General features: G+C 70.5%; 14 protein-coding genes. 8 read left to right on the plus strand and 6 right to left on the minus strand.

Annotation, left to right across the window (positions count from 1 at the left end; translation table 11 throughout):
• Window positions 1-46 precede the first annotated feature (46 nt).
• From OCGS_RS11760 to dusB, 3 genes are read right to left on the minus strand one after another with little or no spacing between them, the layout of a single operon-like run.
• A complete protein-coding gene (locus OCGS_RS11760) occupies window positions 47-1,399 on the minus strand; it encodes a response regulator (protein WP_007427466.1) in 1,353 nt (450 codons plus the stop codon).
• 4 nt (window positions 1,400-1,403) lie between these two features.
• Window positions 1,404-2,468, minus strand: a complete 1,065-nt coding sequence (locus OCGS_RS11765) for a two-component system sensor histidine kinase NtrB (RefSeq protein ID WP_007427467.1) — start codon at window positions 2,466-2,468, stop codon at window positions 1,404-1,406.
• On the minus strand, window positions 2,465-3,469 hold the full coding sequence (dusB, locus tag OCGS_RS11770) for a tRNA dihydrouridine synthase DusB (RefSeq protein ID WP_007427468.1): 1,005 nt from the start codon (window positions 3,467-3,469) through the stop codon (window positions 2,465-2,467). The genes OCGS_RS11765 and dusB overlap by 4 nt, the downstream gene beginning before the upstream one ends.
• An 81-nt stretch (window positions 3,470-3,550) precedes the next feature.
• On the opposite strand from dusB, the gene OCGS_RS11775 reads away from it, so the two are divergent.
• Genes OCGS_RS11775 through OCGS_RS11785 form a run of 3 tightly spaced genes read left to right on the plus strand, consistent with a single transcriptional unit; the run spans window position 3,551 to window position 5,693 of the window.
• Window positions 3,551-4,708 (plus strand): bifunctional 2-C-methyl-D-erythritol 4-phosphate cytidylyltransferase/2-C-methyl-D-erythritol 2,4-cyclodiphosphate synthase, encoded by a 1,158-nt coding sequence (locus OCGS_RS11775; RefSeq protein ID WP_007427469.1) that lies wholly within the window; start codon window positions 3,551-3,553, stop codon window positions 4,706-4,708.
• Window positions 4,705-5,196 carry a phosphatidylglycerophosphatase A family protein gene (locus tag OCGS_RS11780; RefSeq protein WP_007427470.1) on the plus strand — a complete coding sequence of 164 codons (492 nt, stop codon included), beginning with the start codon at window positions 4,705-4,707 and terminating at the stop codon, window positions 5,194-5,196. The genes OCGS_RS11775 and OCGS_RS11780 overlap by 4 nt, the downstream gene beginning before the upstream one ends.
• Entirely contained in the window at window positions 5,193-5,693 is a 501-nt protein-coding gene (locus tag OCGS_RS11785) for a CinA family protein (RefSeq protein ID WP_040610972.1), read from the plus strand. Before OCGS_RS11780 ends, OCGS_RS11785 begins: the two co-directional genes overlap by 4 nt.
• Here OCGS_RS11785 and OCGS_RS11790 read toward each other — a convergent pair.
• Both OCGS_RS11790 and OCGS_RS11795 read right to left on the minus strand, forming a co-directional pair.
• Window positions 5,631-6,926 (minus strand): MmgE/PrpD family protein, encoded by a 1,296-nt coding sequence (locus tag OCGS_RS11790; protein WP_007427471.1) that lies wholly within the window; start codon window positions 6,924-6,926, stop codon window positions 5,631-5,633. The two genes, OCGS_RS11785 and OCGS_RS11790, sit on opposite strands and share 63 nt — an antisense overlap.
• Complete coding sequence (locus OCGS_RS11795) at window positions 6,923-7,372, minus strand: type II toxin-antitoxin system RatA family toxin (RefSeq protein ID WP_007427472.1); 450 nt, start codon at window positions 7,370-7,372, stop codon at window positions 6,923-6,925. Before OCGS_RS11795 ends, OCGS_RS11790 begins: the two co-directional genes overlap by 4 nt.
• A 63-nt stretch (window positions 7,373-7,435) precedes the next feature.
• On the opposite strand from OCGS_RS11795, the gene hpt reads away from it, so the two are divergent.
• From hpt to OCGS_RS11815, 5 genes are all read left to right on the plus strand, one after another.
• A complete protein-coding gene (hpt, locus tag OCGS_RS11800; protein ID WP_007427473.1) occupies window positions 7,436-7,975 on the plus strand; it encodes a hypoxanthine phosphoribosyltransferase in 540 nt (179 codons plus the stop codon).
• 67 nt (window positions 7,976-8,042) lie between these two features.
• Complete coding sequence (locus tag OCGS_RS11805; protein WP_007427474.1) at window positions 8,043-8,516, plus strand: c-type cytochrome; 474 nt, start codon at window positions 8,043-8,045, stop codon at window positions 8,514-8,516.
• A 4-nt stretch (window positions 8,517-8,520) separates the two neighbouring features.
• The gene (locus tag OCGS_RS11810) at window positions 8,521-9,426 is read left to right on the plus strand and encodes a cytochrome c (RefSeq protein WP_007427475.1); all 906 of its coding nucleotides are present in this window, start codon (window positions 8,521-8,523) and stop codon (window positions 9,424-9,426) included.
• A complete protein-coding gene (locus OCGS_RS15325; RefSeq protein ID WP_007427476.1) occupies window positions 9,423-9,599 on the plus strand; it encodes a hypothetical protein in 177 nt (58 codons plus the stop codon). The genes OCGS_RS11810 and OCGS_RS15325 overlap by 4 nt, the downstream gene beginning before the upstream one ends.
• A 250-nt stretch (window positions 9,600-9,849) precedes the next feature.
• Complete coding sequence (locus OCGS_RS11815; RefSeq protein ID WP_040611001.1) at window positions 9,850-11,022, plus strand: type III PLP-dependent enzyme; 1,173 nt, start codon at window positions 9,850-9,852, stop codon at window positions 11,020-11,022.
• A 20-nt stretch (window positions 11,023-11,042) separates the two neighbouring features.
• Here the strand turns inward: OCGS_RS11815 and OCGS_RS11820 are convergent, their stop codons facing one another.
• Window positions 11,043-12,641, minus strand: a complete 1,599-nt coding sequence (locus tag OCGS_RS11820) for an acyl-CoA dehydrogenase family protein (protein WP_007427478.1) — start codon at window positions 12,639-12,641, stop codon at window positions 11,043-11,045.
• Window positions 12,642-12,695 lie beyond the last annotated feature (54 nt).

Raw genomic sequence — 12,695 nt, forward strand, 5'->3', positions numbered from 1 at the left:
ACCGCTCGGATGTGACGTCTTGCGGTCACATTTTTCTGTTGCCCGTTTACATCAACCTGCGCCGGCGTGTCACGCGGATATCCAGTTCGGCGATTTTCTTGCGCAGCGTGTTGCGATTGATTCCCAGCAATTCGGCGCATTTCGCCTGATTGCCGCCGGTCGCGTCCATCGCGATCTCGATCAGCGGAGTTTCGACCTCGCGCAGGATGCGCTGGTAAAGGCCCGGCGCGGGCAGCATCCCGCGATGCTGGTCGAAATGGCGTTGCAGGTGATGCGCGACCGCCGCCGACAGCTTGTCGGTGCCGCCTGATGGTCGATCGCGGGCGGGCTGGTTGGCAAGGACCGCCTCGACCTCGTCCCGCCCCGCCTCGCCGTCGGTCGCGGCCACCGTCAGGCGGGCGATGACGGTTTCGAGTTGCCGCACATTGCCCGGCCAGGAATAGCCTTGCAGCGCGTCCAGCGCGCCCCGGTCGAGGCGGCGGCGCGCACCGCCGTCGCGCGCGGCCTTGGCCAGAAAATGCTCGGCCAGTAGGGGGATGTCGTCGGCCCGGTCGCGCAGGGGCGGCAGCGCGATCCCGGCGCCGCCCAGGCGATAGAAAAGGTCGGGCCGGAACGCGCCGTCGTCCATCGCGGCGGCAAGGTCGGACTGGCTGGTGGCCAGGATACGCGGCCCGGCATCCGTCAGCGTATCGAGCGCGCGCACCGCCAGCCCCTGCGCCGCCGGGTCGAGATCGCCCACCTCGTCCAGCAGCAGCGTGCCGTTCCCCGCCCGGTTCAGCAGGCCGGCGATGCCGTCGGGCCGGGCGGCATCGCCGGCGCCCGCGACGACGAATGGCTGCGCGCGGCGGTCCGAATAATCGTGGATGGCGCGGGCCAGCAGCGACTTGCCGGTGCCCGATTCGCCGGCGATCAGGATCGGCAGGTCGGCATTCACCAGGCGCGCGACGCTGCGATAGATCGCCTGCATCGCGGGCGTGCGCCCCACCAGCGGCAGATCGGCGCCATCGGGCGGCGGCAGCGGCGCCGCATCGGCGCGCGGCGCCTTCAGCGCGCGGGCCACCCGCTTCATCAGGTCGGGCAGATCGAAGGGTTTGGGCAGGTAATCCCAGGCCTGCGCCTCGGCCGCGCGGATGGCGGTGGTCATGGTGTTCTGCGCCGAGATGACGATGACCGGCAGGCCCGGCCGCGCCCGCGCGATGCGCGGCAGCGATTCCAGCCCGTTGCCGTCGGGCATGACCACGTCGGTGACGACCAGATCGCCCAGCCCCTCGTCCACCCAGCGCAGCAGCGTGACCATGCTGGCCGTGGCATGCACCTTGCAGCCGGCCCGCGTCAGCGCCTGCGTCAGCACCGTGCGGATGGTGCGGTCGTCATCCGCGACCAGAACGGTTCCATCCACGGCGTCAATCCTCTGACGAGAAAGCGGCGGCCTGCGGCAGCGACAGGCGGAAGGCCGTGCATCCGGGCCGAGATTGGACCGAGACCAGCCCGCCGTGATCGGACACGATCCGGTCGACCAGCGCCAGTCCCAGCCCGGTGCCGTTCTCGCGCCCCGAAACGAAGGGATCGAAGGCGGTGTCGATCAGGTCGGGCGGCAGGCCGGGACCGTCATCCGCAATCTCGACCCGGATCGGCAGCGCGGCGTCTGTCCCGTCCGCGCGGCGCAGCCGCAACGCGCCGTCCCAGGCGGTGCGCAGCGTGACGGTGCCGCCCTGCGGGCCGGCCGCCTCGGCGGCGTTTCGGATCAGGTTCAGCAGCACCTGCATCATCCGGTCGGGATCGACCCAGGCCGGCGGCAGCGACGGATCGTAGCGGTCGATCAGCCGCATATGCGCTGCGAACCCCACCACGGCGCTGCGGCGCGCGCGGTCCAGCAGGTCGTGGATGTTCACGGCGCGACACTCGGGCAGCGTCAGGTTGCCGAACTGTTCGACCTGATCCAGCAGCGCCACGACACGCCGCGATTCGGCCACGATGAGGTCGGTCAGCGCACGCCCCTGCGCGTCCAGGTCCATGCTGAGAAGCTGCGCCGCGCCGGTGATGCCCGCCAGCGGATTCTTGATCTCGTGGGCCAGCATCTCGGCCATGCCGATGGCGGCGCGGGCCGAAGACCGCGCCGTGCCGCCGCGCGCCAGCCGCTCGCCCTCGGGGCGGGGATGGACCAGCAGCAGGACTTCGCCGGCCATCGGCGCCAGATGCAGGTTGCAGACCTGCGCGCCGCCCGCCACATCCAGCGCGACCGAACCGACGAAGACCGGAACGCCACGGCGGCGTAACCTGTCGCAGGCCCCGTCCAGCGCCGTGTCGGCCCGCAGCGCGCCTTCCAGCGGCCTGCCCCGAAGCGTGCGGGCCGAAGCGTTGAGGAAAGCCTCGGCCGCCGGGTTGATGTCGGCCACGCGGTCCGCCGCGTCGATCAGCAGACACGGCACCGGCAGCGCGGACCAAAGCGTATCGGCATCACCCGTCATGCCGCCAGCCGTCCGGGCGCGAGGGCCGCGTCCAGCAGCGCCGGCAGGCGCGCGGGCGGCGCGGTCAGCACGGCGCGGCGCAGATCGGGCGGGGTGCCCGCATGGTCCATGTACCAGCCCAGATGCTTGCGCATCGTGCGCGCGCCCAGATCGGCCCCGTAGAAGGATCGCGCGGCATCGAGATGCGCCAGCGCCAAGGCCGTCAGGTCCGCCGGCACCGGCGGCGTGTCCGCGCCCGCCAGCGCGGCGCCGATTTCGGCCAGCGCCCAGGGCCGTCCCTGCGCGCCGCGCCCGACCATCACCGCCTGCGCGCCCGAGGCCGCCAGGGCGGCGCGCGCGTCCGCCGCGTCGCAAATGTCGCCGTTCGCCACGACCGGGATCGTCACCGCGTCCGCCACGGCGCGAATCGCGGTCCAATCGGCGCGGCCCTTGTAGAACTGGCAGCGGGTCCGCCCGTGGACGGTCACCATGCGGATGCCCGCAGCCTCGGCCCGGCGGGCGATCTGCGGGGCGGTCAGGCAATCGCCGTCCCAGCCCAGCCGCATCTTCAGCGTGACGGGAACCGCGACGGCGCGCGCCACGGCGTCGATCAGGCGCAAGGCGTGGTCGGGATCGCGCATCAGCGCCGAGCCGGACAGCCCGCCCGTCACCCGCTTGGCGGGACAGCCCATGTTGATGTCGACGATGCGCGCGCCGGCATCCGCGACGCGGCGCGCCGCCTCGGTCATTTCAGCCGGCTGGCGGCCGGCGATCTGGACCGATGTGTCCTGCCGTCCCGCGCCGCTGACCTTGGCGATCGTCGCGGCGCTGCCGCCGTTCAGCGCGTCGCTGGCCACCATCTCGCTGGTGACGAGGCCCGCGCCGAACCCGGCGACGATATTGCGGAACGGCAGGTCGGTGATGCCGGCCATCGGGGCCAGAAGCACGGGCATGTCGATGCCCAGCGCCCGCAGCGCGGCGGCGCGGTCGTCGGCATCGGGGACGGGTCGGGACGGTTTCAACGGCGGGGCCTGTTGCCTGAAGGATCGCCGCCCTCCATACCCTGCGCCGCAGGCGGCGACAAACGGGCAAAGGGGGCGGCGATGGCGGGCAGCGGCGGAACGGCGGCGATCATCGTCGCCGCGGGGCGCGGGACGCGCGCGGGCGGCGGCCTGCCCAAACAATGGCGGTCCTTGCTGGGGCGCCCCGTCGCCGACTGGACCGTCGCCGCCTTCCTCGGCCATCCGGGCGTCGGGCGGATCGTGCTGGTCGTGCATCCGCAGGACGTGGCGCATGTCGCACGGTGGCGCGGCGATCCCCGCATCCGCGTCGCAATGGGCGGGGCCGACCGGGCCGGCAGCGTGGCAGCGGGCCTCGATGCGCTGGCCGACGATCCGCCCGATCGTGTGCTGATCCACGATGTCGCGCGTCCGCTCGTGACGCGCGATCTGATCGGGCGCGTCGCCGATGCGCTGGCCGCCTGCCCCGCCGCGGCCCCTGCCCTGCCGGTGACGGACGCGCTGTGGCACGGCGCCGACGGCCATGTGACGGGCACGCGGGACCGCGCCGGGCTTTACCGCGCGCAGACGCCGCAGGGGTTCCGCTATGCCGCCATCCGTGCCGCGCATGCCGCGCATCCGGGCGGTGCCGCCGACGATGTCGAGGTCGCGCGCGCCGCGGGGCTGGACGTTGCCATCGTCGAGGGCGATGAGGACAATCTGAAGATCACCGGCGCGGGCGATTTCGCGCGGGCCGCCCGCATCATGGAGCGCATCATGGATATCCGCAGCGGCAACGGTTTCGACGTGCATGCCTTCACCGACGGCGACGGCGTGACGCTTTGCGGCGTCCGCATCCCGCACGACCGCGCGCTTCTGGGCCATTCGGATGCCGATGTGGGGATGCACGCGCTGACCGACGCCATCTATGGCGCGCTGGCCGAGGGCGATATCGGCCGGCATTTTCCGCCCAGCGATCCGCAATGGAAGGGGGCGGCATCCGACATCTTCCTGCGCCATGCCGCCGGATTGGCGCGTTCGCGGGGCTATCGCCTCGGCAACGCCGATGTCACGCTGATCTGCGAGCGGCCCAAGATCGGGCCGCATGCCGACGCGATGCGCAAAACGCTCGCCGCGCTGTGCGAGGTCGAGCTGGGGCGCGTCAGCGTCAAGGCCACCACATCCGAACGGCTGGGCTTTACCGGACGGGGCGAAGGCATCGCGGCGCTGGCCAGCGTCACACTGATCGGGGGTGCGGCATGACCCGTTTCATCGCCACCTTCGCCTATGTCGGCCTGCTGCGGCCCGGCCCCGGCACCTGGGGATCGCTGGCCGCGCTGCCCGTGGCCTGGGCGCTGCATGTCGCGGGCGGCCCGTGGCTGCTGATCGCGGCCGCGCTGGCGCTCTTTGCGCTGGGCTACTGGGCGACCCTGCGCGAGACGGCGCGCACCGGCGCCGAGGACCCGGGCGAGATCGTGGTGGACGAGGTGGTGGGCCAGTGGGTCGCCCTTCTGCCGCTGTCCTTCGGCGCGGCGCGGATGGGCGCGGACATTCTGGCGCTCTGGCCCGGCTGGATCGCGGCCTTCGCGCTGTTCCGGCTGTTCGATATCTGGAAGCCGGGGCCGGTCGGCTGGGCCGACAGGCGGCACGACGCGGCCGGCGTGATGCTGGACGATGTCGTCGCGGGGCTGCTGGCGGCGATCTGCGTCGTCGTGCTGGCCGGGATCGCGCATGGCGTGCTGATGGCATGAGCGTCCCCGAAATCCTGGCGGCCGCCCGGACGCGGCGCGCGATGATCGCCACCGCCGAATCCTGCACGGCGGGCATGATCGCCGCCACGCTAACCGATCCGGCGGGCGCCAGCGACGTGTTCGATTGCGGCTTCGTCACCTATTCCAACGCCGCCAAGATGCGGATGCTGGGCGTGCGTCGGGAAACGCTGGACACGCACGGTGCGGTCAGCGAGGCGGTCGCGCACGAGATGGCGCAGGGGGCGCTGGATCGTTCGCAGGCCGCGCTGGCCGTCGCCGTCACCGGCATAGCGGGACCGGGCGGATCGGAATACAAGCCCGAGGGCCGCGTCTGTTTCGCCTTGGCGGGGCTGGCCAGCCATGTCGAGACGGTCGAATTCGGCGCGCCGGGCCGGTCGGCCGTGCGGCATGAAACGGTGCAGCACGCGCTGGCGCTATTGCTCGGCGCGTTGACCCAGGACGGCGACCAGCGCGGCAAGGTCGGGCGCATTCCATAGCGCCGCCTCGGTGTCCGGCCCCACCAGCGACACGGCCTTGCGCCGCAGCCGCGCCTGCCGGTCGTCCATCGCCATGGGGGCGGCCAGGTCGTGCCGGGCGCGCAGAACCTCGCCCGATGCACGCGTGACGGTAACTTCGGCCTGCATATCGGACAGGCCGGCATCCGCGACCGCCCGCACCCTGCCCGCCAGCGCGATCAGCCCCGCATCCCCAGCGGCGTCGTCCGAGAACGTGGCGATGGCGCCGGTATCGCGGCCCGTCAGCGCCATCGCCGCCGTGATCCCATAGCTGAACTTGCATTCCAGCCCCGTCCGGGGATGCGCGATGTCGCACACGTCCAGCCAGCGCGGGTTGGTCCGCACCTCGACCGACGCGACATCCGCCGCCGGAACGTCGAGCGTGGCCAGCGCCTCCAGCATCGCGTGCAGGCCGTGGCAGCAGGCGTGGAACTTGTGGCTGATCCGCTCGAAAAGCCAGGTTTGCCCCAGACCCTCCATCGCGGCGCCGTCGCCCGCGCCGTGATGGGTGGCGCCAAATCCCTGCGGCCCGGCCAGACCGTCCTGGGCGCTGGTCAGCCCGGCCTGCGCCCAAAGCGCGGCCTGAACGCCCGTCTCGGCGGCAAGGCCCGCGTTCAGCGGCTTGCCCATCGTTCCGAACTGCGATTTCAGCCCGCCGGTGCGCGTCGATGCCAGCCCCAGGGCGGTCCGCATCCCGGCCGCGTCAAGCCCCAGCAGCCGCCCGGCGGCCAGCGCCGCCCCGAAGGCGCCTGCCGTGCCGGTCTGATGAAAGCCGCGCAGGTAATGGTCGCGCCCCAGCCAGACGCCGATGCGAACCGACGCCTCGGCCCCGATCAGCGCCGCGTCGCGCAGGGCGTCCAGCGTGGCGCCCGTCCGTTCGGCCACGGCCAGCGCGGCGGGGATCACCGCGACGGACGGATGGCCCACATGCGCGAAATGCGTGTCGTCGTAATCGAGCGCGTGGGACGTGGCCCCGTTGACCAGCGCCGCGCCCGGCGCCGGCACGCGCCCCCCGCCCAGCAGCGTCGCCCGTTCCGCGCCGCCTTCGTCCAGCGCCTTGCCGCGCAGCGCGCGGGCCACCGGCTCGGACCGGCCGGCCATGCCGCAGGCGGCCCAGTCGTGCAGGCTGAGCCGCAGCATGTTGCGGGCGGGACGATGCCGCACGGGGGCCAGCGCGAAGTCGATCAGCGCATCGGTGGGCGATCCCGTATTCATCCGTAAAGGACCGCCGCGCGCCGTTCGAACGCGCGCACGATCCGTTGCATCGCGTCGTTGAAGAACATCGACGCCGCCGAACCCAGGATGCGGCTGCGAAACTCGAAATCCACGTCGAAGACCACTTCGCAGCCCTTCTCGGCCTCGCGGAATTGCCATTTGGACACCATGTGGCGGAACGGTCCTTCCAGATATTCGGTGTCGATGGCCATGTCGTCGGGGCGCAGCGTGACGCGGCTGCCGAAGCGTTCGCGGAACACCTTGAAGCTGATGATCAGGTCCGCGACCACGATTTCGCCCGGCCCGTCGGGACGCGGATCGCGCGACCGGATCCGCGCGGCGGCCGTCCAGGGCAGGAATTTGGGATAGCTTTCCACGTCCGCCACCAGATCGTACATCTGTTTCGCGCTATAGGGCAGCTTGCGGGTTTCGTGATGGGACGGCATATCTTTCCCCGGCTGTGACGGGGGCCATGTCGCCACAAATGCCGTCGAGATCAAGGGGACGGCATGACCACACCGCCTTATGCGATAGACGAGATGATCTCGGCCAAGGCCATCGCCGCCCGCATCGAGGCCCTGGCCGGCGAGATCGAGACGGCGTTCGCCGGCACGTCGAAGCTGGTCGTCGTCGGCCTGCTGCGCGGGTCCTTCGTCTTCATCGCCGATCTGGTGCGCGAGCTCGATCTGCCCGTCGAGGTCGATTTCCTCGAGGCCAGCAGCTATGGCGACGGTATGGAAAGCAGCCGCGAGGTGCGCATCCTCAAGGATCTGCGCGGCGAGATCGCGGGCCGCGACGTGCTGGTGGTCGAGGATATCGTCGATACCGGATTCACCCTGCATGCGGTGGTGAACCTGCTGCGGTCCCGCGACCCCGCGCGGCTGGAAACCATCGCGCTGCTCGACAAGCCCTCGCGCCGCGAGATCGATATCCGCGCCACATGGACCGGCTTCGAGATTCCTGACGAATTCGTCGTGGGCTATGGCATCGACTATGCCCAGCGCAACCGCAACCTGCCCTTCATCGGCAAGGTTCGCTTCACCGGATGAATCGGGGCTTTGTCCGCAGCCGATGACGCGCTAGCCTCGGTATCGTAGCCCCAGCCGGAGAAACCCGATGCGTCTGACCTTTCCCACCCTCGCCACTGGACTGGCGCTGATCGCGGCCGCTGGCCTTGCCGTCGCCCAGAACGGACCGGACAGGGACCCCAACGTGGTGGCGCGGCACAACCACATGCAGCTTTACGCCTATAACCTCGGCCAGATCGGCGCGATGGCCAAGGGCGAGATCCCGTATGACGCGGATCAGGCCGCCATCGCCGCCGCGCGCCTTCAGGCTTTGGCCGGGATGGACGAAACGGGCTATTGGCCGGACGGCACGTCGTCCGAAGATCTGGAGGAATCGCGCGCCCTTCCCGTCCTTTTCAGCGAGCGCGAAAGGTTCGAGGATCTGCGCATGGACCTCGCCGCCGCGGCGGAACAGATGGCCGCTGTCGCAGGCGACGGCCAGGCGGCGCTGGCCCCCGCGCTCGGGGCGGTCGGCAAGGCCTGCGGCGCCTGCCACGAAACCTATCGCGTCCCGAACGACTGAGCCGATGCGCCGGGGTCTCATCGCCGCCGCTGTCGGGCTGGTCGCTGTCGGGGCGGCGGCGGGCTGGGCGATCACCGCGCCCCGTCCGCTGCCCGCCGACGTTACGGCGGGACTGGCGGGGGATCCGGTGGCCGGCGAATACGCGTTCCTCGCCGCCGGCTGCGCGTCGTGCCATGTGGCCCCCGACGACCGATCCGAAGGCCCGCCCGTCCTGTCCGGCGGCCAGCGCTTCGTCACCCAGTTCGGCACGTTCATCGCGCCCAACATCTCGCCCTCGCCACAAGGCACTGGCGGCTGGACCGAGGCGCAGATGGTCAATGCGATGGCGCGCGGCGTCTCGCCGGGCGGACGGCACTATTACCCCGCCTTCCCCTATACGTCCTATGCCAAGGCCGATCCGGCCGACCTTGCGGACATCGCGGCCTATATCCGCACCCTGCCGCCATCCGACGTCGCCAGCCTGCCGCACGAGGTCGGGTTTCCCTTCAACATCCGCCGCGTGCTGGGCGGCTGGAAGCTGCTGAATCTCGACGCGGATTTCGTCACCGACACGGATTCCACGCCGCAATTGCAACGCGGCCGCTATCTGGTCGAGGCGATGGCCCATTGCGGCGAATGCCACACGCCGCGCGGGCCGCTGGGCGGTCTTGACACGTCCCGCTGGCTGTCGGGCGCGCCTAACCCGTCGGGCAAGGGCACGATTCCCGCGATCGACCCCGGCCATCTGGACTGGTCCGAAGGCGACATCGCCATGTATCTGACCACCGGCCTCACGCCCGATTACGACAGCGCGGGCGGCCACATGGTCGCCGTCATCGACAAGCTGTCGCAATTGCCGCGCGAGGATGTGGACGCGATCACCGCCTATCTCAAGGCGATCCCGCCCGTCGAAGGCCCCGCCGCGGAATGACGCCGCACTGGCTGCTGCGGATGCGTCGCTGGGCGCAAAACCCGCCTGCGCCGCGGAATGTGCGGCTGGTGCTTCTACTGCTGGCCTTCATCGCGGCACTTTATCTCGTGGAACGGGTCTGGGGCTGGCCCGACTGGCTGACGCCCGATCGAACGGGTCGCATTCCGCGCTGAATACCGCTGCCTGGTCAAGGGTTTGCCGGATCGTCACCGACCTGTCGCGGCGTTCCGTAACATCCTTCGCAAAAAATCCGCCGACGCCCGTTTTTCCGGCTTTACAGAATCCCCCACGCGCCCCATATGGCGCGAACAGACGCCAACGCACGCGCCTCTGGTCGGGCGGGGAACAACCCCCGCCTCACGTAGCGACGGTAACGTTTCCCTTGAATTCGACGGCATTCTGCCGGGTCCATTGGAGATGACCATGACCGCCTACGTGACCGATTTCGTCGGGCGCATCGCCCAGCCTTGCGCCACCCGCATCGAGCAGTTCATCGCCGACACGTCGTTCGACCGGCCGACGCTGGTTCTGGATACCGACATTGTCGCGCGGAATTTCGCCGCCCTGCGCGCGGGTCTGGGCCATGCCGACATCCACTATGCCGTCAAGGCCAACCCCGAACCCCGGATCATCGGCACGCTGGTCCGTCTGGGCTGCCATTTCGACGCCGCCTCGCGCGGCGAGATCGAGCTTTGCCTGCGCCAGGGCGCCGATCCGTCCGCCATCAGCTTCGGCAACACGGTCAAGCGCGCGTCCGACATCGCCTTCGCGCATCGCGCGGGCATCACGCTGTTCGCCGCCGATGCCGAGGAGGAGCTGGAGAAGATCGCCACCAACGCCCCCGGCGCGCAGGTCTATATCCGCCTGATCGTCGGCGCGACCGAAGCCGATTGGCCGCTGTCGCGCAAGTTCGGCTGCGCACCCGACAAGGCACTGGAACTGCTGGCGCTGGCCCGCGATCTGAGCCTCGATCCGGTGGGCTTCTCGTTCCATGTCGGATCGCAGACGCGTCATGCGTCGATGTGGGCCGGAACGCTGGACCGGGTTGCCGACGTGTGGCGGGACGCGCGTGCAGCGGGGTTCGACCTGACGCTTCTGAACATCGGCGGCGGGTTCCCGGCCTTTTACGGTGAAGAAGTGCAGCACCCCACCCTTTATGCGGCGTCTGTCATGGACCAGATCGCGCGGCGTTTCGGCGACGTGCCCCGCATCATGGCCGAGCCGGGGCGCGGCATGGTCGCCGATGCCGGCATGATCGCGGCCGAGGTGCTGCTGGTCAGCCGCAAGAGCCACGACGACATGCACCGCTGGGTCTATCTGGACATCGGCAAGTTTTCGGGCCTGGCCGAAACCATGGACGAGGCGATCCGCTATCAGCTTGTCACCGACCGCGACGGCGACGAAACCGGCCCCTGCATCCTGGCCGGACCGTCCTGCGATTCGGTCGATGTCCTGTATGAAAAGCGTCCCGTGGCGCTGCCGGTGACGCTGCGCGCCGGCGACCGGGTGCTGATCCGCAACTGCGGCGCCTATACGTCCAGCTATTCGTCGGTCGGCTTCAACGGCTTTCCGCCGCTCGATGTCGTGGTGATCTGACGCGCGGGGCCGGTGGCGGATCAGCCGGCCGGCCCTAACCGTTCCAGCACCGCCGCCACGTCGCTTTCGGGCAGCGACCCCGCGACGCTGCCGCGCGGGCCAAAGCGCGCGGCGCAGAACCGGCCCGCCACCGGCGATCCGTCCAGCAAAATCGCGGCGGTCAGCAGGTCCGACAGGCTTTCGGCGAACCAGCGTGCCTCGGCCTCGGGGGCGGCATGGGGCCAGCGGGCACGGTGCGCGGCCAGGGCCGCGTCGTAATGCGCATCGGCACCGCGCGCGCCGTCCAGACGCGCGGCCAGCGCAGCGCCCGCCGCGTCATCCCGTGCCAGCGTCCGCAGGATGTCGAGGCAGATGACGTTCCCCGACCCTTCCCAAATCCCGTTCAGCGGCGCCTCGCGGTAGAGCATCGGCATGGGCGTATCGGCGACGTATCCCATGCCGCCCAGCACCTCCATCGCCTCGGACACGACGCGGATGCAGCGCTTGTTGTTGGCGAACTTGGCCAGCGCGACGGCGATGCGCGCGAAGGGGCGCTGCGCTGGATCGTCGAAGGCGCGCGCGACCGCCAGACCCAGCGCCGTCGCGCCCTCCCAGTCCAGCGTCAGATCCGCCAGCACCGCACGCATCAGCGGCTGGTCGATCAGCCGGCGCTGGAACGCGGTGCGGTGCGCGGTCCAGTGATGCGCCTCGGCCAGGGCCGCGCGCATCAGCCCCGCCGGCGCCAACGCGGTGTCCAGCCGCGTGTGATGCACCATCGACAGGATCGTCACGATGCCGCGCCCTTCTTCGCCGAGGGGAAAGGCCAACGCATCGGCATATTCGATCTCGGCGCTGGCATTGGCGCGGTTGCCCAGCTTGTCCTTCAGCCGCATCAGCCGGATGCCGTTGCGCCCCTCCTCCGTCCAGCGCGGCACGACAAAGCAGGTCAGGCCGCCCGGCGCCTGCGCCAGCGTCAGGAACCCGTCCGACATCGGGGCCGAACAGAACCACTTGTGCCCAGTCAGACGCCAGCCATCCGCGCCCCGGACCGCCCGCGTATCGTTGGCGCGCAGGTCCGATCCGCCCTGCTTTTCGGTCATCGCCATGCCCATCGTCGCGCCCGCCTTCCGCGACAGGGGCGCGATGGACGGGTCATAGGCGCGCGCGGTCAGTTTCGGCACCCATTCGGCGGCCAGCGCCGGATCCGCGGCCAGCGCGGGCACCGCTGCATAGGTCATCGTCATCGGACAGCAATGCCCCGGCTCGACCTGCGAGGCCAGATAGACCATCGCCGCATGGGTCAGATGCCCGCCCGGCCGCCCTTCCCACGCGATGCCGGCATAGCCCGCCTCCAGCCCCGCGCGCAGCAGATCGTGATAGGCGGGGTGAAACGTCACCTCGTCCAGCCGCCGGCCCGCGCGGTCGAAAAGCCGCAATTCGGGCGAGTGGCGTTCGGCCTGCACGGCCGCTTCGCGCAAGGCAGGATCGTCTAGCAAGCGGGCATAGCCGCGCAGCGCGTCCCGGTCGGCCTCCGCGGTGCAGTCCTGCAACACCGGGTCGCCGTCCCAGCTTGCATGCCTGATCGGCAGCGGCTGGTTGGCCACCTCGTGCGTGCCCAGACGGTCGAGCGGGTCGATCATGCGGCCAGCCTACCGCCTGCCGCGCCGTTCCGCCAGCGGTTGCACGCCCATCAC

Origin of the sequence: Oceaniovalibus guishaninsula JLT2003 (assembly GCF_000299575.1) — a bacterium.
Classification (GTDB): Bacteria; Pseudomonadota; Alphaproteobacteria; order Rhodobacterales; family Rhodobacteraceae; genus Palleronia; species Palleronia guishaninsula.

What these genes read in the sequence shown, in the direction of transcription:
- OCGS_RS11780 (WP_007427470.1), top strand. Translation starts at nt 4,705, where the DNA reads ATGACCCGTTTCATCGCCACCTTCGCCTATGTCGGCCTGCTGCGGCCC.
- OCGS_RS11810 (WP_007427475.1), top strand. Translation starts at nt 8,521, where the DNA reads ATGCGCCGGGGTCTCATCGCCGCCGCTGTCGGGCTGGTCGCTGTCGGG.
- OCGS_RS11790 (WP_007427471.1), bottom strand. Translation starts at nt 6,926, where the DNA reads ATGAATACGGGATCGCCCACCGATGCGCTGATCGACTTCGCGCTGGCC.
- OCGS_RS11785 (WP_040610972.1), top strand. Translation starts at nt 5,193, where the DNA reads ATGAGCGTCCCCGAAATCCTGGCGGCCGCCCGGACGCGGCGCGCGATG.
- OCGS_RS11795 (WP_007427472.1), bottom strand. Translation starts at nt 7,372, where the DNA reads ATGCCGTCCCATCACGAAACCCGCAAGCTGCCCTATAGCGCGAAACAG.
- OCGS_RS11765 (WP_007427467.1), bottom strand. Translation starts at nt 2,468, where the DNA reads ATGACGGGTGATGCCGATACGCTTTGGTCCGCGCTGCCGGTGCCGTGT.
- OCGS_RS11775 (WP_007427469.1), top strand. Translation starts at nt 3,551, where the DNA reads ATGGCGGGCAGCGGCGGAACGGCGGCGATCATCGTCGCCGCGGGGCGC.
- OCGS_RS15325 (WP_007427476.1), top strand. Translation starts at nt 9,423, where the DNA reads ATGACGCCGCACTGGCTGCTGCGGATGCGTCGCTGGGCGCAAAACCCG.
- OCGS_RS11805 (WP_007427474.1), top strand. Translation starts at nt 8,043, where the DNA reads ATGCGTCTGACCTTTCCCACCCTCGCCACTGGACTGGCGCTGATCGCG.
- hpt (WP_007427473.1), top strand. Translation starts at nt 7,436, where the DNA reads ATGACCACACCGCCTTATGCGATAGACGAGATGATCTCGGCCAAGGCC.
- OCGS_RS11820 (WP_007427478.1), bottom strand. Translation starts at nt 12,641, where the DNA reads ATGATCGACCCGCTCGACCGTCTGGGCACGCACGAGGTGGCCAACCAG.
- OCGS_RS11815 (WP_040611001.1), top strand. Translation starts at nt 9,850, where the DNA reads ATGACCGCCTACGTGACCGATTTCGTCGGGCGCATCGCCCAGCCTTGC.